Source organism: Aminobacter carboxidus (assembly GCF_014863355.1).
Taxonomy (GTDB): Bacteria; Pseudomonadota; Alphaproteobacteria; order Rhizobiales; family Rhizobiaceae; genus Aminobacter; species Aminobacter carboxidus.
Genome location: NZ_JACZEP010000006.1, coordinates 154,401 through 177,674, shown reverse-complemented (window position 1 = coordinate 177,674; position 23,274 = coordinate 154,401). Strand labels below are relative to the sequence as shown.

27 protein-coding genes and 1 tRNA gene are annotated in these 23,274 nt (G+C 64.4%); 5 read left to right on the top strand and 23 right to left on the bottom strand.

What is annotated here, in order from left to right; genetic code table 11:
* Positions 1-60 precede the first annotated feature (60 nt).
* From ureG to IHE39_RS19400, 13 genes are all read right to left on the bottom strand, one after another.
* On the bottom strand, positions 61-696 hold the full coding sequence (gene ureG / locus IHE39_RS19460) for an urease accessory protein UreG (protein ID WP_184770298.1): 636 nt from the start codon (positions 694-696) through the stop codon (positions 61-63).
* Positions 693-1,133, bottom strand: a complete 441-nt coding sequence (locus tag IHE39_RS19455) for a DUF3995 domain-containing protein (RefSeq protein ID WP_192567641.1) — start codon at positions 1,131-1,133, stop codon at positions 693-695. The genes ureG and IHE39_RS19455 overlap by 4 nt, the downstream gene beginning before the upstream one ends.
* Positions 1,130-1,822 (bottom strand): urease accessory protein UreF, encoded by a 693-nt coding sequence (locus IHE39_RS19450; RefSeq protein ID WP_434781326.1) that lies wholly within the window; start codon positions 1,820-1,822, stop codon positions 1,130-1,132. The genes IHE39_RS19455 and IHE39_RS19450 overlap by 4 nt, the downstream gene beginning before the upstream one ends.
* Entirely contained in the window at positions 1,791-2,303 is a 513-nt protein-coding gene (ureE, locus tag IHE39_RS19445) for an urease accessory protein UreE (RefSeq protein ID WP_192567640.1), read from the bottom strand. Before ureE ends, IHE39_RS19450 begins: the two co-directional genes overlap by 32 nt.
* 42 nt (positions 2,304-2,345) lie before the next feature.
* Positions 2,346-2,936: a hypothetical protein gene (locus IHE39_RS19440; RefSeq protein WP_184770301.1), complete on the bottom strand. Its 591-nt coding sequence runs from the start codon at positions 2,934-2,936 to the stop codon at positions 2,346-2,348.
* Positions 2,937-3,140: 204 nt separating this feature from the next.
* On the bottom strand, positions 3,141-3,686 hold the full coding sequence (locus IHE39_RS19435) for a peroxiredoxin (RefSeq protein ID WP_192567639.1): 546 nt from the start codon (positions 3,684-3,686) through the stop codon (positions 3,141-3,143).
* A 160-nt stretch (positions 3,687-3,846) separates the two neighbouring features.
* The gene (locus IHE39_RS19430) at positions 3,847-4,635 is read right to left on the bottom strand and encodes a PhzF family phenazine biosynthesis protein (RefSeq protein ID WP_192567638.1); all 789 of its coding nucleotides are present in this window, start codon (positions 4,633-4,635) and stop codon (positions 3,847-3,849) included.
* Positions 4,636-4,663: 28 nt separating this feature from the next.
* Positions 4,664-6,376 (bottom strand): urease subunit alpha, encoded by a 1,713-nt coding sequence (gene ureC, locus IHE39_RS19425; protein WP_184770304.1) that lies wholly within the window; start codon positions 6,374-6,376, stop codon positions 4,664-4,666.
* Complete coding sequence (locus IHE39_RS19420) at positions 6,376-6,681, bottom strand: urease subunit beta (protein WP_192567762.1); 306 nt, start codon at positions 6,679-6,681, stop codon at positions 6,376-6,378. The genes ureC and IHE39_RS19420 overlap by 1 nt, the downstream gene beginning before the upstream one ends.
* Before the next feature lie 5 nt (positions 6,682-6,686).
* Positions 6,687-7,277: a HupE/UreJ family protein gene (locus IHE39_RS19415; RefSeq protein WP_192567637.1), complete on the bottom strand. Its 591-nt coding sequence runs from the start codon at positions 7,275-7,277 to the stop codon at positions 6,687-6,689.
* A 26-nt stretch (positions 7,278-7,303) separates the two neighbouring features.
* A complete protein-coding gene (locus IHE39_RS19410) occupies positions 7,304-7,558 on the bottom strand; it encodes a DUF1272 domain-containing protein (RefSeq protein WP_192567636.1) in 255 nt (84 codons plus the stop codon).
* 10 nt (positions 7,559-7,568) lie between these two features.
* Positions 7,569-7,871: an urease subunit gamma gene (locus tag IHE39_RS19405; RefSeq protein WP_184770308.1), complete on the bottom strand. Its 303-nt coding sequence runs from the start codon at positions 7,869-7,871 to the stop codon at positions 7,569-7,571.
* 16 nt (positions 7,872-7,887) lie between these two features.
* On the bottom strand, positions 7,888-8,742 hold the full coding sequence (locus IHE39_RS19400; RefSeq protein WP_192567635.1) for an urease accessory protein UreD: 855 nt from the start codon (positions 8,740-8,742) through the stop codon (positions 7,888-7,890).
* 197 nt (positions 8,743-8,939) lie between these two features.
* On the opposite strand from IHE39_RS19400, the gene IHE39_RS19395 reads away from it, so the two are divergent.
* The 3 genes from IHE39_RS19395 (at position 8,940) to IHE39_RS19385 (ending at position 11,256) form a co-directional block, all read left to right on the top strand.
* Complete coding sequence (locus tag IHE39_RS19395) at positions 8,940-9,194, top strand: acyl carrier protein (protein ID WP_184770310.1); 255 nt, start codon at positions 8,940-8,942, stop codon at positions 9,192-9,194.
* A 1-nt stretch (position 9,195) separates the two neighbouring features.
* Complete coding sequence (locus IHE39_RS19390) at positions 9,196-10,407, top strand: beta-ketoacyl-[acyl-carrier-protein] synthase family protein (protein WP_192567634.1); 1,212 nt, start codon at positions 9,196-9,198, stop codon at positions 10,405-10,407.
* A 144-nt stretch (positions 10,408-10,551) separates the two neighbouring features.
* Positions 10,552-11,256 carry a glutathione S-transferase N-terminal domain-containing protein gene (locus IHE39_RS19385; RefSeq protein WP_184770312.1) on the top strand — a complete coding sequence of 235 codons (705 nt, stop codon included), beginning with the start codon at positions 10,552-10,554 and terminating at the stop codon, positions 11,254-11,256.
* Between the two features lie 173 nt (positions 11,257-11,429).
* Here IHE39_RS19385 and IHE39_RS19380 read toward each other — a convergent pair whose 3' ends face one another.
* Both IHE39_RS19380 and IHE39_RS19375 read right to left on the bottom strand, forming a co-directional pair.
* Positions 11,430-12,056 (bottom strand): nucleoside triphosphate hydrolase, encoded by a 627-nt coding sequence (locus IHE39_RS19380; RefSeq protein ID WP_192567633.1) that lies wholly within the window; start codon positions 12,054-12,056, stop codon positions 11,430-11,432.
* Positions 12,057-12,122: 66 nt separating this feature from the next.
* Positions 12,123-13,214, bottom strand: coding sequence for a hypothetical protein (locus IHE39_RS19375; RefSeq protein ID WP_192567632.1), 1,092 nt, complete (start codon positions 13,212-13,214; stop codon positions 12,123-12,125).
* Between the two features lie 294 nt (positions 13,215-13,508).
* Here IHE39_RS19375 and IHE39_RS19370 point away from each other — a divergent pair, with 294 nt between their 5' ends.
* Entirely contained in the window at positions 13,509-14,477 is a 969-nt protein-coding gene (locus IHE39_RS19370; protein WP_343070111.1) for a D-alanyl-D-alanine carboxypeptidase family protein, read from the top strand.
* Between the two features lie 18 nt (positions 14,478-14,495).
* On the opposite strand, the gene IHE39_RS19365 is transcribed toward IHE39_RS19370, so the two are convergent.
* A complete protein-coding gene (locus IHE39_RS19365) occupies positions 14,496-14,897 on the bottom strand; it encodes a (R)-mandelonitrile lyase (RefSeq protein ID WP_192567631.1) in 402 nt (133 codons plus the stop codon).
* 210 nt (positions 14,898-15,107) lie between these two features.
* Positions 15,108-15,695 carry an IMPACT family protein gene (locus tag IHE39_RS19360; RefSeq protein WP_192567630.1) on the bottom strand — a complete coding sequence of 196 codons (588 nt, stop codon included), beginning with the start codon at positions 15,693-15,695 and terminating at the stop codon, positions 15,108-15,110.
* 153 nt (positions 15,696-15,848) lie between these two features.
* Between IHE39_RS19360 and IHE39_RS19355 the strand changes: the two genes are divergently transcribed.
* Positions 15,849-15,925 (top strand) — tRNA-Arg (locus IHE39_RS19355).
* A 180-nt stretch (positions 15,926-16,105) separates the two neighbouring features.
* On the opposite strand, the gene urtE is transcribed toward IHE39_RS19355, so the two are convergent.
* The 6 genes from urtE to IHE39_RS19325 all read right to left on the bottom strand — a co-directional run bounded on the left by urtE (position 16,106) and on the right by IHE39_RS19325 (position 23,192).
* Complete coding sequence (urtE, locus tag IHE39_RS19350) at positions 16,106-16,801, bottom strand: urea ABC transporter ATP-binding subunit UrtE (RefSeq protein ID WP_192567629.1); 696 nt, start codon at positions 16,799-16,801, stop codon at positions 16,106-16,108.
* 177 nt (positions 16,802-16,978) lie between these two features.
* Entirely contained in the window at positions 16,979-17,725 is a 747-nt protein-coding gene (gene urtD, locus IHE39_RS19345; RefSeq protein WP_192567628.1) for an urea ABC transporter ATP-binding protein UrtD, read from the bottom strand.
* Between the two features lie 4 nt (positions 17,726-17,729).
* Complete coding sequence (urtC, locus tag IHE39_RS19340) at positions 17,730-18,953, bottom strand: urea ABC transporter permease subunit UrtC (protein ID WP_192567627.1); 1,224 nt, start codon at positions 18,951-18,953, stop codon at positions 17,730-17,732.
* On the bottom strand, positions 18,950-20,566 hold the full coding sequence (gene urtB, locus IHE39_RS19335; protein WP_192567626.1) for an urea ABC transporter permease subunit UrtB: 1,617 nt from the start codon (positions 20,564-20,566) through the stop codon (positions 18,950-18,952). The genes urtC and urtB overlap by 4 nt, the downstream gene beginning before the upstream one ends.
* A gap of 79 nt (positions 20,567-20,645) precedes the next feature.
* Positions 20,646-21,959: an urea ABC transporter substrate-binding protein gene (urtA, locus tag IHE39_RS19330; RefSeq protein WP_192567625.1), complete on the bottom strand. Its 1,314-nt coding sequence runs from the start codon at positions 21,957-21,959 to the stop codon at positions 20,646-20,648.
* A 453-nt stretch (positions 21,960-22,412) separates the two neighbouring features.
* Complete coding sequence (locus tag IHE39_RS19325) at positions 22,413-23,192, bottom strand: class I SAM-dependent methyltransferase (protein WP_192567624.1); 780 nt, start codon at positions 23,190-23,192, stop codon at positions 22,413-22,415.
* Positions 23,193-23,274: the final 82 nt, after the last annotated feature.

Here is a 23,274-nt window from a genome sequence, read left to right as displayed (position 1 = left end):
GTTGTTCCTCCCTTTAGCCGGGGAAGAATGCCGTGCCTGTCGCGGCACGGCAACATCGGCTCAGGCTGAAATCTGCTGATCCAGCCTGAGCCCGCCATTTTCGACGATGAAATCGATGACGGCTTCCAGGCCCTTGCCGCGCGAAAGATCGGTGAAGCCGAACGGGCGCTTGCCGCGCTGGCGGGCGGCGTCGCCCTCCATGACCTCGAGATTGACGTTCACATAGGGCGCGAGATCGCTCTTGTTGATGACCAGGAAGTCGGAGCGGGTGATGCCGGGACCGCCCTTGCGTGGGATCTCCTCACCCTGGCAGACCGAGATGACATAGAGCGTGATGTCGGCGAGGTCGGGCGAGAAGGTCGCGGCCAAATTGTCACCACCGGACTCGATGAAGACGATGTCGAGGTCGGGGAATTTTCGGTTCATCTCGGCGATCGCCTGGAGGTTGATCGAGGCGTCCTCACGGATGGCGGTGTGCGGGCAGCCGCCGGTTTCCACGCCCATGATGCGCTCTTCCGGCAGCGCCTGCAGGCGCGCCAGCATCATCGCATCTTCCTTGGTGTAGATGTCGTTGGTGACGACGGCGATGGAGAACTCGTCGCGCAGCGCCTTGCACAGCTTTTCGGTCAGCGTCGTCTTGCCAGAGCCGACAGGGCCGCCGATGCCGATACGAAGCGGGCCGTTTTTCGAGGTCATGACTGAAATCCGCTGATTGCGAGGACGACGAAACCCGTGCCGATGAGCAGGCACAGCGGCGAGTAATATTGCCGGTCGAGGCGCGCGAACGGCATTTCCGGCGTCAGCCGGCGCCATGCCGGGGTGAAGCCGGCGATGCCACGGCCGAGAAAGACCATTGCGATCAGCAGGGCCGAGGCGGCAAGCCCCGCCTTGGGGAAGGGAGTGGCGAAGACGCCGACAAGCGCCAGCGGCCACAGCGTTGCCAGCACCACGCAGGCGGTGACGGCGAAACTGGCGAAGGCGCCGGGCATGGTCTCGACGCCGCGGAAACCGGCGACAGCGCGGGCACAGGAGGCCTGGTCGGTGCCGGGCCAGACGCCGCCGAGCCCCCAATAGGCATGAATGGAGGCAATGAGGTAAAGCACGGCGGCGAGGGCGAAAGCGAGCACGGTCATGAGCGGAACAGCCTCGAATGTTGGGTCTCGTGGCGCATCGCCATGATGTCGGAGGTTATGGCGGCGGACCCCAGATCGTCGAGTGTCGATACTGCCGCACGCGCCGCCGTCGAAAGAGCGGTCTGTTCGAACGCGGCAACGATGCCGGTGGCGGCGGTCTGGCCGATGACGCTGAGCCGGATCGCTGCCTGGATCAGGTTGCTGGCAAAGGCCTGCAGGTAAGCTGCCAGCGCATCCTCAAGCGCAATGCCATGCGCGCCGGCGACAGCGCCGACGGCGACGCAATAGGGGCAGTCGGGCGGAAGTCGTTCCAGCACCGGATGCGGCCAGGCGGCTGCTGCGGCGAGGAAGGCCTTTCCCTGTAGCATCGTTTCCATGTGGCGTTCGCGCGAGCCGGCCAGTGCTTCCGCAAGTTCGGCGACACCGGCGAGGTCGCCGCCATCGCGAGCACGCCGCCACGCCTCGGCAAACAGCACGGCATCGTTCCAGCCCGAGCCTGAGACGGCCAGCGTTGCCAGCCAGCCGGCGAGGTCGTCGCGATTGGCGATGAGCCCGTCATGCACAGTGCGTTCGAGGCCATGGCTGTAGGAGAAGCCGCCAACCGGGAAGGCCGGCGACAGCCAGGCCATCAGCCGCAGCAATGCGGTGGTGCCGCGCTCAGTCATGGTGGTGATGGTGGTGGCTGCCATGGTCGTAATGGTGATGGCCATGATCGTGCGAGTGGCCGTGATCGCCATGGCCGGAATAGGCGCCGCGCACCGGCTCGAACGGCGCCAGCATGTCGGTGACGGTGGCGCCGAGCCCCTCCAGCATCGCCTTGATGACATGGTCGCGCAGGATGAGGATGCGCTCGGCCGATATGGCAGCGGCGAGATGGCGGTTGCCGATGTGCCAGGCAAGCTGCGTCAGGTGGACGGCGTCGCGGGCGCGAATATCGTAGAGCTGTTCCTCGGCTGCGACGATCCCGACGGTGCGGTCGTCTTCAAGAAGCAGGAGAACGCCGGTTTCGAGCACCACCGGCTCGGGCAGGTCGACGAGAACGCGCTCGCCTTGTGACAGCGCGATGACGCGGCGCCTGACGTGGCGCTCGTCATGAGCGAGCACGGCGACATCGAATGGCTGCGCACCGGTGGCGGCGTCGGCACGGATGATCTGGATAGCGCGCAGCATGGGTCGTTTTTTCCTGTGGCGTGATGGCGGAGCTGCCGGCGGTTAGACGATGGTGTCGAACAGCCGCCAGATCCACGATATCTGATACAGCAAAGTAGCCGTCACGAAAGTCAGATGATACCGCTTGCTCGCTGTGGCGATGGCGATGAGGCAAAGTGCCACCAGGATGGGCGTGCGGATCAGGTACTCGCCGCCGAAATGGGCGAAATGCGCCTCGCCCTTGATCAATGTGTCGACGATGTCGAGCAGGTAGGTCATGGCCAACAGGCCGAAGAACCAGGCACGGCGCGAATAGAAGAAATCCTCGTAGCTTTTGTAGTCCTGCATCGAGTCGGGGAAGAGCAGGGCGCAGAGCAAAAACAGCGTGATCGCGTAGCCGAGGATGAACAGGTAGGTGCCGAAGGTCCAGCTCTCGACGGCATAGAGGCCAAACTCCCACCACCAGAAATGCACCAGCGTCAAAAGCAGCGACGCCACCCAGGCGAGGTGCACCGGGTAGAGCCGGTACTGGTCGGGATGCTGGACGATGCGGGCGACGCCCGACAAAAGCCGCGCCATGCCGAGGCCGATGATCATGCCCATGACGATGCGGATATGCGGGAAGATTTCGGCGGCCGCCGGTTCGGGCGTCATCGCGCGCCCCTGGTATCGAATGCGGGCATGGTCGTCTTGTTCCGGGAGAAATTCGAGATGGAGGATGCTTGAGGGCATCCTGCGCCGAAACAAATTTCGAGCCAATAGACGTTGCCGTGAGCAGGCCGTGTATGGCCTGGGGTACAAAAAAACCCCGGCGCGCTTTCGCGGCCGAGGCTTTGTATCAAGCGAAGACGTTGAAGCTTACGCGGCCTCGGCGACGGCGTCGTTCTTGAGGGCTTCAAGAATGTTCTGCGGCGAGGAGACACCGTAGGGATCGCTGTCGCAATTGTCGGCGAAGCCTTCTTCCTCGAACCACTTTTCAATGCGGCCGTTGTTGATGACGGCAGCGTAGCGCCACGAGCGCATGCCGAAGCCGACATTGTCCTTGGCAACCAGCATGCCCATCTTGCGGGTGAACTCGCCCGAGCCGTCCGGGATCAAGCTGACCTTGTCGAGGTTCTGCGACTTGCCCCAGGCGTTCATGACGAAGGCGTCATTGACCGACACGCAGTAGATCGCGTCGATGCCTTCAGCCTGGAATTCGCCGAACAGCTTCTCGAAGTCGGGCAGCTGGTAGGTCGAGCAGGTCGGCGTGAAGGCGCCCGGCAGCGAAAACAGCACGACGCGCTTGCCGTCGAAATAGTCGGCCGAGGTCTTGTCTTCCCAGCGGAAGGGGTTCGGGCCGCCAACGGCCTCGTCGCGCACGCGCGTGCGGAAGGTGACAGCAGGAACTTTCTTGCCGATCATTTGAAACTCCATTTCCAAGAAAGCAGGATGCCCTGGTCTTGGGTCCAGGAATCCTGCCGAATTTTTAGCTAGCGGGGGCTAGATAACAACTCGCCGGAAGCCGTTCCAGCGCTGCCGGCGTGGCATCAGGTCGCGGGCGGTTCTTCGACGGCAGGGGCGATCAAGGAAGGTGGATCGTCGCATCCATGTAGATCACGGCCTGGCCGGTGAGGTAGACCCTGTTGCCCGCGACTTCGCAGCCGAGCACACCGCCCCGGGCCGACAGCTGGCGCGCCGCCAGCGTGGTCTTGCCAAGTTTTTCCGTCCAGTAGGGAGCGAGTGTTGCGTGGGTCGAGCCGGTGACCGGATCTTCCGGGATGCCAGCACCAGGCGCGAAATAGCGCGAGACGAAATCGCAGTCGCTGCCCCGCGCGGTGATGCACAGGCCGAACGAGCCGAGCTTGGCGATGTGCGGCAGGTCGGGCTGGTAGGCGCGCAGCGTAGCCTCGGAAGCCAGCTCGACGAAAAAGTTCTCGCGGTTGCGGAACAGCCGGACCCAGCCGTCATCGCGCAGGCCGTTGACCAGTGCATCGTCAGGGATGGCGTAGTCGGGATCGAAGCGTGGGATGTCCATGCGATAACCGCCGTGCTGTGGCGCGACCTTGAGGTCGCCGACCTCGCGGGTGGAAAAGCGCATGGTCCGCTCGACGCCCTTGCGCAAATGGAGCGCGCAGGCCGAGGCCAGCGTCGCGTGGCCGCAGAACGGCACCTCGTCGGTGGGGGTGAACCAGCGAATGTCCCACTCGTCCCCGCTCGGCTTCAGGAAGGCCGTTTCAGCGAGGTTGTTCTCCAAGGCGATGCCCTGGAGCACTTGGTCGGGCAGCCAGTCCTCGAGGAACACGACCGCCGCCGAATTGCCTGTGAAAACCTTATCGGTGAAGGCATCCACCTGGATCATTTCGAGCTTCATCGCGGCCTCCCAATGCTTGGCGCAGAAGCTAAAACAGGAAGTAGCGCTGCGCCATGGGCAGGACCGTCGCAGGCTCACAGGTCAGAAGCTCGCCGTCGGCGCGCACCTCGTAGGTCTCGGGATCGACCTCCATCTCAGGCATCGCGTCGTTGAGGATCATCGAGCGCTTGCCGATGCCGCCACGGGTGTTTTCCACCGCCACCAACTGCTTTTCGACGCCGATCCGTTCACGCAGGCCGCTCTCCAGCCCGGCCTTCGAGACGAAGGTGATCGAGCTGTTGGTCAGCGCCTTGCCAAACGAGCCGAACATCGGGCGGTAGTGGCTCGGCTGCGGCGTCGGGATCGAGCCGTTGGGGTCGCCCATGGGGGCGGTGGCGATCCAGCCGCCGAGCAGCACCAGGTCGGGCTTCACGCCGAAGAAGGCCGGGTTCCACAGCACGAGGTCGGCGCGCTTGCCGACTTCGATCGACCCGATTTCGCGCGACATGCCATGCGCGATGGCCGGGTTGATGGTGTATTTGGCGATGTAGCGGCGGGCGCGGAAATTGTCGTTGTCGCCTGTTTCAGCAGCCAAGGAACCACGCTGGCGCTTCATCTTGTCGGCGGTCTGCCATGTCCGGATGATCATCTCGCCGACGCGGCCCATGGCCTGGCTGTCCGACGAGATGACAGAGAAGGCGCCGAGGTCGTGCAGGATGTCCTCGGCGGCGATGGTTTCCTTGCGAATGCGGCTTTCGGCGAAGGCGATGTCCTCGGGGATCGACGGCGACAGATGGTGGCAGACCATCAGCATGTCGAGGTGCTCGGCGACGGTGTTGACGGTGTAGGGCCGCGTCGGGTTGGTCGATCCAGGGATGACGTTCGGATACTGGCAGATCTTGATGATGTCGGGCGCATGGCCGCCGCCGGCACCTTCGGTGTGGAAGGAGTGGATGGTGCGGCCCTTGAAGGCGGCGACAGTGTCCTCGACGAAGCCGCCTTCGTTGAGCGTATCGGAGTGGAGGGCCACCTGGACGTCGTAGGCGTCGGCGACTGAGAGGCAGGTGTCGATGGTGGCGGGCGTCGTGCCCCAGTCCTCGTGCAGCTTGAGCACGCAGGCGCCGGCCAGCACCTGCTCTTCCAGCGCGCCCGGCAGCGAGGCATTGCCCTTGCCGGACACGCCGACATTCATCGGTAGGCCATCGAAGGCCTGGAGGATGCGGGCGATGTTCCACGGTCCCGGTGTGCAGGTGGTGGCAAGCGTGCCGTGCGCCGGGCCGGTGCCGCCGCCGACCATGCAGGTGACGCCCGAATTCAGCGCCGTTTCGACCTGCTGCGGCGAGATGAAGTGGATGTGTGTGTCGATGGCGCCGGCGGTCAGGATCTTGCCTTCGCCGGCGATGATCTCGGTGCCGGGGCCGATGACGACGGTGACGCCGGGCTGGGTGTCGGGATTGCCTGCCTTGCCGATGGCAGCGATGCGTCCGTCCCTGAGGCCGACATCGGCCTTGTAGATGCCGGTGTGGTCGAGAACCACAGTGTTGGTGATGACGCAGTCCATCGAACCCTGGGCGCGGCTGAGCTGGCTCTGGCCCATGCCGTCGCGGATGACCTTGCCGCCGCCAAACTTCACCTCTTCGCCATAACAGGTGAAATCACTCTCGACCTCGATGAACAGCTCGGTGTCGGCAAGCCGCACCTTGTCGCCGACGGTGGGGCCGAACATCCTGGCATAGGCGGTGCGGGAGATTTGTGCTGGCATCAGAGTTTTCCCATCACCTTCTGCTGGAAGCCGTAGACCTCGCGCTTGCCGCCATAGGGCACCAGCGTCACGTCGCGCTCCTGGCCCGGCTCGAAACGCACGGCGGTGCCGGCGGCGATGTCGAGCCGCATGCCGCGCGCTTGTTCGCGGTCGAAGCGAAGGCCGCTGTTGGTCTCGTAGAAATGATAGTGGCTGCCGACCTGGATCGGCCGGTCGCCGATGTTGGCGACCTTGAGCGTGACGGTCGGCTGGCCCTTGTTGAGCTCGATCGAGCCTGGAGCGGTGATGAATTCGCCGGGGATCATGGGTCTCACGCCCCGAGCGCCAGCCACAGGCCGCCGAGCGCTGTCGCACCACCGGCAATGCGCGTCACCAGCCGTCCGGTATCGCCACCGAAGATGCGGCCGATGCCGAGACCGAGGCCGACGCCGGAGGCATGCAAGAGCGCCGTCGACAGGGCAAAGCCGATGCCGAAGGACAGCGCGCCCGCCGAACCAAGTTCGCCGCCATGGGCGTGGCCGTGGAAGAAGGCAAAGAAGCCGACCATGACCATGCCGGCCCAGGTCGGCACCTTGAGCGCAACCGTGGCAAGCAGGCCGATCACCACCACCGAAGCGAGGATGACGGGCTCGACGAAGGGCAGAGGCGCGCCGGCGATGGCGGCGGCGAAGCCCAGCGCCATGGTTCCGACAAAGGCCAAGGGCACCAGCCCCTGGGCGCGGCCGCCGAGCAGTGCTGCCCACAAGCCGACCGCGACCATGGCTAGGATGTGATCGGCGCCAAACAGCGGATGCGACACGCCGGCGAGCAACGAGCCATGCTCCTGGTGATTGAGATGGGCAAGGGCGGGTGCAACCGAGAGCGAGAGCAGGGATACGGCGAGGGCGAGACGCTTGAGCATGTGCGGATACCTTCGGTTCGGGACAATCAGGCTGCGGATTTCGACGCGCAGCCTTCGGCTTTCAACACGCGCTTGGTCGAGGCCGGATATTTGACGAGCATCGCGGCAGGCCGGATCGGCCGGGCGGAAAAATTGCCACCGCAATTGGGGCAGGAGCCACCAAGCACGCCAGTCGCGCAGTCGGTGCAGAAGGTGCATTCGAAGGTGCAGATGACAGCGTCTGTCGCCATGGGTGGCAGGTCGCGGTCGCAGCACTCGCAGTTGGGGCGAAGTTCCAGCATGGGCAAGACCTCAGCGGATCGGTTCATGGACGGTGACGAGCTTGGTGCCGTCGGGAAAGGTGGCCTCGACCTGGACGTCGTGGATCATCTCGGCGATGCCGTCCATGACCTGGGCGCGGGTGATGACATGGGCGCCGGCCTCCATCAGCTCGGCGACGGGGCGGCCATCGCGCGCGCCCTCGACGATGAAGTCGGAGATCAGCGCGACCGCCTCGGGATGGTTGAGCTTGACGCCGCGTTCGAGCCGCTTGCGCGCGACGATCGCCGCCATGGCGACCAGAAGCTTGTCTTTTTCCCTTGGCGTCAGGTTCATGCCGGTACCAAAAATCCTAAAGTGACCAAAGTCTGGGCAGGCCTGCCTGCCCGTTGAGCAGTTCGACCAGCGGGACGAGTCGTTTGCGCAGCGAATAGCCGTCCTCTGCGTAAAGCCTCGCAAGAAGCTTGCCAGTTCCGGCGACCGTCCACAGGCTGGCGCCGCCGTCGTCGCCGATGATCTGGCGCGCCGGCTCCAGCAGCGTTTCGGTGCGGTCGGAAACCAGCAGCAGCGTTGCCATGGCGACCCGCCCGCCCGCCGAGGCCGGGCTGGCGAATGTCGCTTCGATGTCGGGGCCAACGGCGAAATCCTCGGCATGGACCAGCCGGCCCTCGCGCTTGACGCGCCAGCGGTCGCGGAACATGCCACCTTCCACGCGTTCGCCCATGGCGCTGCGGCCAAAGACGGTGGCTTCGACAACAAGCGCTTCCGCACCGGCGGCGAGGTCGGCGTCGAGCCTGCGTGAAAAGGCCGAGCGGTCATAGACGATGGTTTCCTGTGGCAGCCAGGCGAGGCAGCCGCCGGCACCGACCGACAGGCGGACGTCGACCTCGGCACGGTCGGCAAGCGCGCGGTAGACCTTCTCGCAGGCTTGGGTTGTGATGACGGCGCGTGCGCCCGCGCCGACGCAAACCTCCCAGCCAAGCCTGTCGCCGCCGGTCAGCCCGCCGGCCATGTTGATCAGCACCGCTTCCAATGGATCGGCGTCGGTTTCGGGCAGCCTGATCTTGGCCGCGCCGTCCTGGTAGAGGCGGGCGAGACGGCTGCGGCCGGCACTGCGCTCGACCTCGATGCGGGCGCGCGCCGCCACGCGCTGCGAGGAAATTGCCGCTGCGTCCGTCTGAGCGGACAAGGATGTGTCTGATGTCATGATGCCCAAAGGTTAGCCACACTGGCGGAATTGTCGATATACAAGCTTGTTGCCTCCTGACGTTTCCGTTTCTATACAGGGACGCCTTTTTGGCTCAATTCGGGGGCGATTTTCGTCTGAAAGGTCGGGCTCGGGGCCGGCGCAGGAGCTGCGCGGCACGGGCTCGGCAAGTTTGAGAGTTCTGGGGAAGGGTACTTATGGCCGACCAGTTGGCAACGGACATCATCGCCAAGATCAAGGCGCATGCTGAGGAAGGTGGCGAAGAGATCACGCTCGATACCGAGCTGACGTCGCTCGGCATCCACTCGCTGGAACTCACCGAGATCATCTTCGACCTCGAGGAAGAGTACGGCATCGAGATCGAGATGAACACCGTCGATGCGTGGAGCAGCCTCAAGAATGTCGGCGACATGGTCGAAGCCGTTCGCGTCCTGATTGCAAAATCTGCCTGAGATGAAGCGCCCCCGCATCGTCATTACCGGTATCGGCGGGCTTTGCGGGCTCGGCACCGACGCTCCGGCCATCTGGGATGCCATGCGCGCTGGCCGTCCGGCCATCGGGCCGCTGACCAATGGCGAATTGCATGACCTCAAGATCCGCATTGGCGCCGAGATCAAGCAGCTTCCCGAGCATGGTATCGAGCGCAAGCAGCTCGTTTCGATGGACCGCTTCAGCCTTCTCGCTGTCATCGCGGCCAAGGAAGCGATGCGGCAGTCCGGCCTGGTCGTGGATGAAAAAAACACCCACCGCGTCGGCTCCATCGTCGGTGTCGGCGTCTGCGGCTGGGACGCGATCGAAGAGAACTATCGCGCTATCCTGCTCGAAGGCAAAAACCGCGCCGGCATCTTCACCGTGCCGAAGGTCATGCCGGGTGCAGCCGCCGGCCAGGTCAGCATGAGCCTTGGCCTGCGTGGACCGGTGTTCGGTGTCACTTCCGCCTGCTCGTCGTCCAACCACGCCTTCGCCACCGCGATGGACCAGCTGCTGCTCGGCCGCGCCGACGCGATCGTTGCCGGCGGCACCGATGCACCGCTGGTGTGGGGCGTGATCAAGGGCTGGGAAGCGTTGCGCGTCGTTGCGCCCGACACCTGCCGTCCGTTCTCCGCCGACAGGCAGGGTCTGGTCCTCGGCGAGGGTGCGGGCATGGTCGTGCTCGAAACGTATGAACACGCAACAGCGCGCGGCGCGACGATCCTGGCCGAGCTTGCCGGCACCGGCATGTCCGGTGACGCGTCCGACATCGTGGCGCCGACTGTCGAAGGCCCGACCGCTGCAATGCGCGCCTGCCTGGCCGATGCCGGGCTTGCGCCTGAAGAGGTCGACTACATCAACGCGCACGGCACCGGCACCAAGGCCAACGACCAGATCGAAACGGCCGCCATCCGCCGCGTCTTCGGCGCCCATGCCGACAAGCTGTCGGTGTCGTCGACAAAGTCGATGCACGCCCATTGCCTCGGCGCCTCTGGCGCGCTCGAGATGATCGCCTGCGTCAACGCGGTGCGCGAAGGCATCGTGCCGCCGACCGCCAACTATCGCGAGGCCGATGCCGATTGCGATCTCGACGTGACGCCGAACGTGGCAAGGAAGCGCGACGTGCGCGTGGCGATCAGCAACGGCTTTGCCTTTGGCGGCACCAACGCCGTCGTTGCGGTGAAGGCGGTCTGACCGCGCTGTCGTCGGCTTCAACTGTCATCGGGATAAACAGCGCGCCTGCATATTGATGCGGCGCGCCTGCGTAACTAACTTTTGCATGCCCCCACCATTCTGGCCAGCGCGCGTCACGCCGGGCCACCCCACGAGGAACCGACGATGAGCGATCTCACTCCATTTCCGATTGCGGCCCGCTGGCCGGCGCAGCACCCCGACCGCATCCAGCTTTATTCCTTCCCGACGCCAAACGGCGTGAAGGTGTCGATCGCACTCGAAGAGCTCGACCTGCCCTACGAGGCGCATGCCATCAATATCGGCAAGAACGAGAGCTGGACGCCGGAGTTCCTGGCGCTGAACCCGAACGGCAAGATTCCCGCGATCATCGATCCCAACGGTCCCGGCGGCAAGCCGCTGGCGCTGTTCGAGTCAGGGGCTATCCTGATCTATCTCGCCGAAAAGACCGGCCGCCTGATCCCCAGTGATCGCGCCCGCCACTACGAGACCATCCAGTGGGTGTTCTTCCAGATGGCGTCGGTCGGCCCGATGTTCGGCCAGCTCGGCTTCTTCCACAAGTTCGCCGGCCGCGAGATATCGGACAAGCGTCCGCTCGAGCGCTACCGCGACGAGTCGCGCCGCCTGCTCGGCGTGCTCGACAAGCGGCTCGAAGGCCGCAAGTGGATCATGGATGACGACTACACCATTGCCGACATCTCGCTGCTCGGCTGGGTGCGCAACCTGATCGGCTTCTACGATGCCGGCGACCTGGTCGGCTTCAAGAGCTTCGAAAATGTCGCGGCATGGCTGGAGCGCGGCCTCGCGCGGCCGGCGGTGCAGGCTGGACTGAACATTCCCGCACGCGGCTAGAGGCCATTCGTCAACTCTACCCTGCTGGTCACCTGACGCGGTTTTCTCCGCGTCCGGTGCTCACGGCCCCAATGTCCGCTGCGCTCGTCGCCTTCGGCGACCCCGAAAACCATGCCATATGCCTCGGCAGGGTTATCAAACGGCCTGTGGAACTCCAGACTTCCGATCGGCCGTCAAAGCGGCCCGGTGCGTCCGATCACCAGGTCGGCTTCGCGCCTGGCGGCGAGCACGCGGTCGATGTTGGGCATGTCGTTGCTGTCGATCCAGTTGCGCGCGTCGGCGTCCGAACGGCCATGCTCGCGCCAGCGCTCGACGAGGCGCCGTTCCAGCTCCTCGCGCGGCACGTCGACGAAGATGGTGAAGTCGAACAGCTGATGCAGCCGCTGCCACGGCTCCTCGTCGAGCAGCAGGTAGTTGCCTTCAACGAGGATGAACTTGACGTCGGCTGAAACGATGTCGGCCGCGGCGCGCGACAGCTCGATGCTGCGGTCGAAGACCGGAATGGCGATGTCTGGTTCGGCGGCGCGCAGGCGCTTGAGCAGCACTTCGAAGCCGGCAAAGTCGAAGGTCTCGGGCGCACCCTTGCGTGTGCTCAGGCCGCGCCTTTCCAGCACCGCATCGTCGAAATGGAAGCCGTCCATCGGCACCACCGCGGCGGAACCTTCGGGCAGGACGTCATGCAGGGCCGCCGAAAGCGTCGACTTGCCCGATCCGGGCGGTCCGGCGATGCCGATGACGAAGCGCTCGGCATGATGGGCGCGCTTGAACAGGGTTGCGGCGATGTGGGCGATTTCGGACATGGATCTCCCCGATGGTTTCGATGACATTCTGCCGCCGCACCCGTCAAAAATGAGGCGGCGGCCGCGTCACTTCAAGACCTGCTGGCCGATCTGCAGGAAGGTTTCGTCAAACGGCACCTCGCGGTGGCCGCCATCGGCGAAGGTGAGGCGCAGCCTGCCCGGCTTCGCTTCCACCTGCGACGGCGGGTCGCCGCCGTCCAGCGGCAGCGCTCCGACGATCTGGCGGAAGGTGACGCTGCCGCCGAGCACAAACGCTGTCTCGACACCTTCCTGCTTCAGCCAGTTGTCGCCGAGTGACGCGGCATGGCCGACAGCCGCGCGTCCATCCTCGATGCCGAGCACGCCATGCCTGCTGTTCCATGGCGCGTAACAGCGGCCGCCATTGCTGATCCACAGCATGGTGACGGGCAGCTCGGCCGGGTTCTTCAGCACCAGAACGACATCGGCCTCAGCCTTGCGCGCCACCGCCGTCCAGCCCATGCCGCCATGGACGGCCTCAACGAGGGTGACGAAGTCCTCGTGCCGGCGCGAAGCACTGTAGTCGGTGAGGTCGGTTTGCCCGCCGTCGGCGGCCGGGAAGCGGGTGAGGTCGCTGCTGCGGGCGGGATAGGCTAGCAGATGGGCGCCGCGCGCCGGGTCGGGCTCGGTGACATCGGGCGGGGTCGCGGCCAGCCGCTTCGGCGAAAAGGCCAGGCGTCCGCCTTCGGCCATCTCGGTCATCGGGTGATGGGCGACCGAGATCGCACCCGACCCGCCAGTGAACGCATGCTCTTGGTAGAGGAAGGGGTGCCCGTCGCGCAGGATGAGCGTCTTTTCGACGACAGCACCCATCACCTTGTGCTGCAGCCGGAAGCTCGAGCGGCGACCGCCCGGTATGGCTTCGTCGGAAACGACATCCCAGGCACTGTTGGCCGGCCAGCCGTGCAGAGGTGCTGGCTCGACATCGCTGCGCGAAAACGGCGCGCACAAGAAATCGCCTGATAGCCTGACGACACCCTCGGGCAGGCCTTCGGGCAGGTCGGCGTGATCGATCCAGGGCGCGCGGTGCAGCGGCTCGAGCGTTCGCCCGCCGCTTTCGATGACCAGCCTGGCGATGTGGCCGACGGTAAGATCGAGCGTGGCTGAAATGCCCTCGGCCTCGAAATCATGCTCGTTCATGCCAAATCACCCCCGCTGCATGGCCCAACAGAGCCGATTTGGCATCCTTCGCGCAAGCTGGCAGGTGTAACCAATATTCAACACTGCCGGTGCAACATGCGTTTGTGGCATCAGGTCAAATGGACGGAATGGCGCGCGTTCTGTAATTTTCCGGCTGTCGCTGCCGGCCGGCATGTGACAAAGCCAGATTTTGGCGATCACCGACAGGTTCTTTCCTTGCAAGCCCAGACCCACTCTTCCTTGCTGCCTTTCAGATTTCCGCGGTTTCGGCTGTCCGGGCTGTGGCGCAATGTCGTGGCGCTGTTTGCCGTGGCGACCCTGCTCGCCGGCTGCGCCACATCGGAGACGTTGAGCGTCGCGCCGCAGGCGGCGCCGGACAAGTTTGCCGCCATCGTCGTCGACGCGTCCAACGGGCGCACGCTCTACCAGGCTTATTCGACGGCACCGCGCTATCCCGCCTCGCTGACCAAGATGATGACACTGTATCTGACCTTCGAGGCGATGCAGCAGGGGCGCGTGGCCAAGACCACGTTCATTCCGGTGTCGGAGAATGCCCGCTCGCAGCCGCCTTCCAAGCTCGGTTTCAAGCGTGGCGAGAAGATCGAGCTCGAATCGGCGATCCGCGCGCTGGCCACCAAGTCGGCCAATGACGTCGCGGTGGCCGTCGGCGAATATATCGGCGGTTCGGAGGAGGGCTTTGCCCGCCAGATGACGGCGAAGGCGCGCCAGCTCGGCATGACCAGCACCGTCTTCCGCAACGCCTCGGGCCTGCCCGACCCGCAGCAGCGCACCACGGCGCGCGACATGGCGGTGCTCGGCATGGCGCTGCGCAAGCATTTCCCGCAGCACTACTCCTATTTCTCGGCGACCGACTTCAATTTCCGCGGCAAGCGTGTCCGTGGCCACAACGACCTGCTCGGGCGGGTCAATGGCGTCGACGGCATCAAGACCGGCTATATCAGGGCCTCGGGCTTCAACATTGTCACCTCGGTGCAAACAGATGGCCGCAAGCTGGTGATCGTCGTCATGGGCGGCGACACGGCACGCAAGCGCAACGCCCAGGTCGAGGAGATGATCGTGCGCTACATGCCGCAGGCGGCCGGCGGCAGCGTGGCGTCGCAACTGTTCACCCCGGCACCGGCGGCCACCGCGCTGGCCGCACCCTTGCCGGCGCCCGCCGTGCCCGGCATGCCGATGCCGGTCGACACGGGCGAGACCGTCCAAGAGGGCGATGCGCCGGTACCGATGGGCGAGCTGCAGTAGCCTATGGTCTGCGCCGTCTTATGCCGGCGCCTTGTACTGCTCATCCGTGACATGCTCGAGCCAATCGACGGCGCGGCCGTCGAGCGCTTCCTGCAAGGCAATATGGGTCATCGCCGTCGTCGCTGAAGCACCGTGCCAGTGCTTTTCGCCTGGTGCGAACCAGACCACGTCGCCAGTGCGGATCTCTTCGACGGCTCCTCCCCAGACCTGGGCCCAGCCGAGGCCCGAGGTTACAAGCAGCGTCTGGCCGAGCGGGTGGGTGTGCCAGGCCGTGCGCGCGCCGGGCTCGAAGGTGACGGTGACGGCACGCAGCCGGGCCGGCGCCGGCGCTTCGATTACAGGATCCTGGCGCACCGCACCGGTGAAATAGTCCGGCGAGGGCGTTGCCGAAGGCCGCGAGCCGCTGCGTTTGATGTCCATGTTGGTCTCCTGACGGTGGTTGGCCGGTGCCTGAAGGCTATCGTTGGCTTGGTGTCTAAAGAACTTGAGGGTCTGTTGATGCCCGATCCGGCGGGGGCCTTCTTGTGCCGAACGGGGATCGTGTCCCACCATCATCATACGCCGGAGCGCTACCTTTTGGCCCACCGAAAAGTCGAGCCGGCCTAGATCGGACTAAGCACCTGCCCGAGGTCAATCCGGCAGGTCAACGGTCGCCCGGCCGCTGGTCAGGTCGGCAATCATCCGCACGATTACAGCGATGTCAGCCTCCGGCAGCGCCACCACAAGTTCAGCACCTGTCGCGGTGAAGGTTTCGGCTGTCATGTGCACGCCTTGCTGGGCCGCGAGCCGGGCCTGGACGATTGCCAGATCAGCAAAGCCGCAGGTGACCTTTGCCTCGACCGAGACGACGATTTCGGTCTTGGTCGCTGCCCTCAGGCAGGCGGCTGCGGTACCGCCATAAGCCCGTACCAGCCCGCCGCTGCCCAACAGGATGCCGCCGAACCAGCGCCTGACCACCACGGCGACATGGTCGAGCGACTGGCCGTCGAGCGCCTGCAGGATCGGCTTGCCCGCCGTGCCGCTCGGTTCGCCGTCGTCGCTGAAACGGTAGCTTTGACCGACGCGCCAGGCCCAGCAATTGTGATTGGCACCGGCATCCGAATGAGCCACGACAAACGCCTTCGCCGCCGCCTCGTCGGCCACCGGCCCGGCGGCAGCCAGGAACCGGCTCTTCTTGATGTCCTGGGCGAAGGTTTCGGGTTGCGTCAGCGTGAACATGTCTGGCGGCCGTTAGACAATGCCGGGTAGGTGGGCGTCAATTGGCTGGGGCATTGCGATTTGCCACTTCCCCCGTTGAAGCTTGCCGCCGCATCGGTTATGAACGCGCGTCGTCCGGTGCGCCGGGCGTGTTCGGCGCGAATTCGCCGACGAGCACCCGTAGCTCAGCTGGATAGAGCGCTGCCCTCCGAAGGCAGAGGTCACAGGTTCGAATCCTGTCGGGTGCGCCAATTTCAAAATAGATGTCAAATAGTTGGTTGTATGTGATTTTGGTGGGATGCCCTCGCGCGCCGTTCGGTCGCCATTCCGGACGTCTGCTTCGACGCATGGCTGCAGCCGTGGAACGCCTGATCGAAACGGTTGCAACAACGACGACTTTGCCAAGCGGGCACTTGTGTCCTGCTCGGGCGCTACACCATGATCAGCTTGCGGACTTCCGGATTATCGAGATCCTCCGCTTGGCCCCGGTGCATGATCTGGCCGCGGTCCATGATGTAGACGACGTCGGCGAGGTCGCGGCAGAAGTCGAGATATTGCTCGACCAGGAGCACGCCGATGCCGGTGCTGTCGCGCAGGTAACGAATGGCGCGGCCAATGTCCTTGATGATGGAGGGCTGGATGCCTTCCGTCGGCTCGTCGAGCACCAGCAGTTTCGGCCGCATCACCAGCGACCGGCCAATGGCCAGCTGCTGCTGCTGGCCGCCGGAAAGGTCGCCGCCGCGCCGCGACAGCATCTGCCGCAGCACCGGAAACAGCTCGAAAACATGGCCCGGCACGTTGCGATCGGCGCGCCCTAGTGGGGCATAGCCTGTTTCGAGGTTTTCCTTGACCGTCAGCAACGGGAAAATCTCCCTGCCTTGCGGCACGAATGCGATGCCCGACCGGGCGCGATCATACGCCGCGCTCCGGTCGAGCGCCTTCCCCTCGAAGGCAACGGATCCCGATGTCAGCCTGTTGTGGCCGACGATCGATCTCATCAGGCTGGTCTTGCCAACGCCGTTGCGGCCCAGCACGCAGGTGATCTTGCCCGCCTCGGCCGTCAGCGAGACGCCGCGCAGCGCCTCGGCCGCGCCGTAGTGGAGGATGGCGTTGGTGACCTCAAGCATGGTCAGACTCCACGGGCTGGGCCCCCCGCGCCCCCGCCGGCGAGGCGGGGGTGGCGGCCCTTCCGGAACGCCAGGGGAGGTAGGTGAAACCCAAGATCATGCCGGTCGGCACTGGTGGCGCCGCTGGACGCTGTGGTCGCCACTGAAGTACCTGTAGGTCCACCCGCAACGACATCGTCAACGCCCCAGATAGACTTCGACGACACGTTCGTCGGCGGAGACGAAATCCAGCGAGCCTTCCGACAGCACCGAGCCCTCGTGCAGGCACGTCACCTTGACGCCGAGCTCGCGGACGAAGTGCATGTCGTGCTCGACGACGATCACCGAATGGGTCTCGGCGATCTGCTTGAGCAGCCGGGCTGTCTCTTCGGTCTCGGCGTCGGTCATGCCGGCTACCGGCTCGTCGACCAGCAAAAGCTTGGGGTCCTGGGCAAGCAGCATGCCGATCTCAAGCCATTGCTTCTGGCCATGCGACAGGCTGGCGGCAAGGTCGCCGCGCCGGTGGCCCAGCCGGATGATGTCGAAGATGTCGTCGATGCGCTTGTTTTCGGCGGTCGAGCGGCGGCTGAACAGCGCTGGCAGGATCGAGCGGGGGCCCTTCAGCGACAGGAGCAAATTGTCTTCGACGCAATGGTTTTCGAACACTGTCGGCTTCTGGAACTTGCGGCCGATGCCCAGCATGGCGATGTCGGCCTCGTCGTGGCGGGTGAGGTCGACATTGCCGTCGAAATAGACCTCGCCGGCATCGGGCCGGGTCTTGCCGGTCACGATGTCCATCATGGTCGTCTTGCCGGCGCCGTTGGGGCCGATGATGGCGCGCATCTCGCCCTTGTCGAGCACCAGAGACAAGTTGTTGATGGCGCGAAAGCCGTCGAAGGACACCGACACGCCGTCGAGATAGAGGATGGTGTTTGCCTTGCTCATGGCCTCACTCCGCCGGCTGCGGTTCTGGCGCAGCGCCGGCAGCAGGACGCCCCCCTCTGACGATCGCCGCAGGCGCGATGGCCATTTCGGGTACGGCGGTGGCATCGGCCGCATCGGCTGCCGCCTTACGACCGCTCCGCTTGGCCTGCCAACTGTCCCACATGCCGACGATGCCGCTTGGCAGGAACAAGGTGACGGCAATGAACAGGCCGCCGAGCGCAAACAGCCAGAACTCCGGCAGGGCGCCGGTGAACCAGCTCTTGCCGGCGTTGACCAGCACCGCGCCGATGATGGGCCCGACGATGGTGCCGCGCCCGCCGACGGCGGCCCAGACCACGACCTCGATCGAGTTGGCTGGGTCGAACTCGCCTGGATTGATGATGCCGACCTGTGGCACGTAGAGCGCGCCTGCGATGCCGGCCATGACGGCGGAAACGGTGAAAGCGAACAGCTTGACGTTTTCTGCCCGCCAGCCGAGGAAGCGCGTGCGGCTTTCGGCGTCGCGCACCGCCATCAACAGCTTGCCGTACCTGGAGCCAATGATGCGCCAGGTGACGAATACGCCGAGCGCCAGCGTCGCGGCACTTGCGGCAAACAGGGCCGAACGCGTGGTGTTGGCCTGCACGTTGAAGCCGAGGATGTCCTTGAAATCGGTGAGCCCGTTGTTGCCGCCAAAGCCCATGTCGTTGCGGAAGAAGGCAAGCAGCAGCGCATAGGTCATCGCCTGGGTGATGATCGACAGGTAGACGCCGGTCACGCGACTGCGGAAAGCGAACCAACCGAAGACAAAGGCAAGCAGCCCCGGCACCGCCATCACCATCAGGGCGGCGAACCAGAAATGGTCGAAGCCGTGCCAGAACCAGGGCAACTCCTTCCAGTTGAGGAAGACCATGAAATCGGGCAGAAGCGGATTGGCGTAGACGCCGCGATCGCCGATCTGGCGCATCAGATACATGCCCATCGCATAGCCACCGAGAGCGAAGAACGCGCCGTGGCCGAGCGAGAGGATGCCGCAAAAGCCCCAGACCAGATCGAGCGCCAGCGCCAGCAGCGCATAGCAGAGGTACTTGCCGACCAGCGCCACCAGGTAGCTCGGCACATGGAACGCGCTGTCCGGCGCCACGGCGATGTTGAGAGTGGGCACGATCACGGCGACACCGATCAGGATCGATATGGTGATGGCGATGCGCCGGTCTGCCCCAGCGGCGAAGAAGCGTTGCGAGATCATGCCTCCACCGCCCGGCCTTTGAGCGCGAACAGACCGCGCGGGCGCTTCTGGATGAACAGGATGATCAGCACCAGCACCATGATCTTGCCGAGGACCGCCCCGGTATAGGGCTCGAGAAACTTGTTCAGGATGCCGAGTGACATGGCACCGACAAAGGTGCCCCAGAGATTGCCGACGCCGCCAAAGACCACGACCATGAAGCTGTCGATGATGTAGCCCTGGCCGAAATTGGGCGAGACATTGTCGATCTGGCTGAGCGCGACGCCGGCGATACCGGCGATGCCCGAGCCGAGCGCGAACGTCAGTGCGTCGACCCTGGGGGTGCGGATGCCCATCGAGGCGGCCATGCGGCGGTTTTGGGTAACGGCCCGCATCTGCAGTCCCCAGGGCGTGCGCTTCATGACGTGGAGCAGCAGCGCAAACACCGCGAGGCAAAAGACGACGATGCACAGCCGGTTCCAGGTGATGGCGAGCTGGCCGAGCTGGAACGAGCCCGACATCCATGTCGGTGTGCCGACTTCCTGGTTGGTCGGACCAAAGATCGTCCGGACCGCCTGCTGCAGGATCAGCGACACACCCCAGGTGGCCAGCAGCGTCTCCAGCGGTCGGCCATAGAGGAAGCGGATGACCCCGCGCTCGATGGCAAGGCCAACGGCGCCTGAAACCAGGAAGGCCATCGGCAGCGCGATGGCGAGTGACCAGTCGAACAGGCCGGGAGCTGTGTCGCGGATCACCTGCTGAACGACGAAGGTGGTGTAGGCGCCGAGCATCACCATCTCGCCATGCGCCATGTTGATGACGCCCATGACGCCGAAGGTGATGGCGAGGCCGATGGCCGCAAGCAACAGCACCGAGCCGAGCGAGATGCCGTACCAGACGTTCTGGCCGACCTGCCACAATGCCAGGCTCTGGTCGATTGTAGCGACGGCCGCTGCGGCCGAAGCCCGGAGCGGGCCTTCCGCGCTTGCCTGGAATCTGGAGAGCTGCGACAGCGAATCCTGGTCGGCGCGGCTCGACAATATGTCGATGGCCGCCATTTTATCGGCTTCGCCGAGGTCGGACAGCAATACCGCCGAGGCCCGCGCCTGCTCGAGCCGGGCCTTGACGCTGTCCACCGCTTCACCGGCGATCGCGGCGTCGAGTGCCGCGATGGTGGCCGGATCGGGATTCTTGAACATCGTATCTGCCGCCGCGAGCCGCACGGCCGGGTCGTTCGAGCCTAGTGTCAGCCCACCGAGCGCGTCGCGAATGACACGACGCAGCGTGTTGTTGACCTTGATCTTGGTCAGGCCAGCCTTTGCGACCGTGCCCACAGCTTCGCCGTTCAACGGATCGCGTAGCTTGATATCAGGGCCGACCTCGTCGCCGACGAAGATCGCATCGTCGGCCTTGCGGACATAAAGGGAGCCTTGCGACAGCGCGGTGAGAAGTCCTTCGACGGCGGGGGACCCGGTGGCGCCGAGTTCACGCACCACAGCCTCGGTCGCCTGGAAATTGTTGGCGTCCGCGAATTTGGCGACAAGCTGGCGCAATTCGGCTTCGTCCGCGGCAGCGCAGACAAGTGTTGCCGCCAGCATCAGGCCCGCCGCGACCACGTTACGAAGAAAACCCATGTAGAGCACCGGTTCAGGAGGATCGTTGACCGGGTCCCGGACGGGCGGACCGCCCGGGACCATGCAGCACTTGGAAGGGTCAGTTCGTCGTGCCCGCCTTGCCACCGCATTTGCCTGTCGCAACGTTGAAGTTGCCGCAGGACATCGGTGCGCGCCAATCGGCGATCAGGCTCTTGGAGTCGGGCAGGTAGTCCGACCATTCGTCGCCGACCACCAGGCCCGGCGTTTCCCAGACCGTTTCGAACTGGCCGTCGGCCTGGATTTCGCCGATCAGCACCGGCTTGGTGATGTGGTGGTTCGGCATCATCGTTGAGAAGCCGCCGGTCAGGTTGGGAACCGAAACGCCGACGATGGCGTCGATGACGGCGTCGGGATCGGTGGTAGCGGCCTTTTCGACCGCCTTGACCCACATGTTGAAGCCGATGACATGGGCTTCCATCGGATCGTTGGTCACCCGCTTGTCGTTCTTGGTGTAGGCCTTCCAGGCGTCAATGAATTCGGCGTTGGCGGGCGCATCGACCGACTGGAAATAGTTCCAGGCTGCGAGATGCCCGACCAGCGGCGTGGTATCGAGCCCGGCGAGTTCTTCTTCACCGACCGAAAACGCCACGACGGGAATGTCCTCGGCCTTGACGCCCTGGTTGCCGAGCTCCTTGTAGAACGGCACGTTGGCATCGCCGTTGATGGTCGACACGACAGCCGTCTTCTTGCCGGCGGAGCCGAACTTCTTGATGTCGGAGACGATCGTCTGCCAGTCGGAATGGCCGAAGGGCGTGTAGTTGACCATGATGTCTTCGCCCGCGACACCCTTCGATTCCAGATAGGCCTTGAGGATCTTGTTGGTCGTTTGCGGATAGACGTAGTCGGTGCCCGCCAGCACCCAGCGCTTCACCGAGCCGCCATCTTCGCTCATCAGATAGTCGACCGCAGGGATCGCCTGCTGGTTGGGAGCGGCCCCGGTGTAAAAGACGTTGCGCTGGCTTTCCTCGCCCTCGTACTGAACAGGGTAGAACAGCAGGCCGTTCAGTTCCTCGAACACCGGAAGCACGGATTTGCGCGACGATGACGTCCAGCAGCCAAACACGGCTGCGACCTTGTCCTGCTCGATCAGCTGGCGCGCCTTTTCGGCAAACAGCGGCCAGTCGGAAGCCGGGTCGACCACCACCGCTTCGAGCTTCTTGCCAAGCAGGCCGCCCTTCTTGTTCTGCTCCTCGATCAGGAACAGCATGGTGTCTTTCAGCGTGGTCTCCGAGATCGCCATCGTGCCCGACAGCGAATGCAGCACGCCGACCTTGATCGTGTCGTCCGCCGCCGCTGGCATGGTGATACTGATTCCTGCGGCGAAGGCGCCGGCCACGACAGTGTTGGCCCAAGTCGCTAGATGTCCCCTCATTCTTCCAGTCTCCCGTGGTTACGTTGCACCGCAATATGCAAAGCAACCACCGTGCCAGTTGAGTGGCACTGAGATTGGAAGACAAAATAGTTCGCATTATCAGCCTGATAGAGCGGGAGTGGATCTCCAGTTCACGCAGCCGCCGCTAACGGCAGTGCCGGAACGTTGAGCGATGCACAACGCATTTCGCCTAATCTGCGCGCACTTTACCAATGTGACCATAAAAGTGGCAGGTCATTCGCCAAAGCTGATCATGGAGCTTGGTATCTGTACTGGACGATGTGGCCGTCGCGCTGTGCCGCCGCTAATTTGACGATTTATGCGCCGGTTCTGCGCCGCCGTCCTGTCGGCGACGCCTCCGGTTTCCGTCCTGATCTCAGTTCGGGCATTCATTCGTTGGTCTATCGCGACCTGCCTATCCTGAGTGGGTGGGCGATCGCACTGGCAACAACGCTAGTCATCCACCCGCTCGGCGCTGATGATCCACGCGCGCGAGTCGAAAAGTACGCCGTCAGTCGTCATATGTGCGTCCAGCAAATTGCGCAGCCGCTGGAGCGGCCAGTCAGGTGGCTCATCGGTGCGTGCGAGTGCGTCCTTCACCATGTAGAGGCCGCTGAGCGCATCGAACGCGGCATCGACGTCTGGCCCGTAGAAGACCGGTTCTTGCACCTCGGCGAAGTCGATCGAGGCGAAGCCGGCCGTGCTCAGAATGTCGATGCCGATGGCAGGGTCGCCAAGCGAAAACGCCTTGCCGGCGTCGGCGGAAATCGTGCCTCCCGGGGCCAGTGCTTGGCGGATGGCGCCCGACCACGTGTTTTGCTCCTGGCTTTGCCACACCATCCAGGCAAGACGGCCGCCCGGGCGCATTGCCCGAGCGATATTGGCAAATGCCGCCGCGGGATCGGCAAAAAACATCACGCCGAACCGGCTGATGCATAGATCGAAGCCGGCAACCGGGAAGTCGTGGTGTTGCGCGTCGGCCAGGTCAAACGTGACGTTGTGCAGCCCTGCTTCGGCGCTGCGACGCCGCGCGATCTCAAGCATATCGGCAGAAATATCCACGCCGACCACGTTCGCTTGGACTGCGGCACGCGCGGCCTCACGCGTGGTTTGCCCCGCCCCACAACCGATATCGAGCACCCGGTCGAACATGCCGACGCAGGCGGCAGCCAGCAGATGCCGGTTATGCCGTGCTAGCTCTGCATCATAGAAATCAGCACAGTGGAATGCCATGAGACAGCCCCGTTTTCCCGGCTACTGATAAGAAGCGCGTTCCTGTGCCGTCGTTCTGCTACAGCCAGCCTGTGTTTGAACC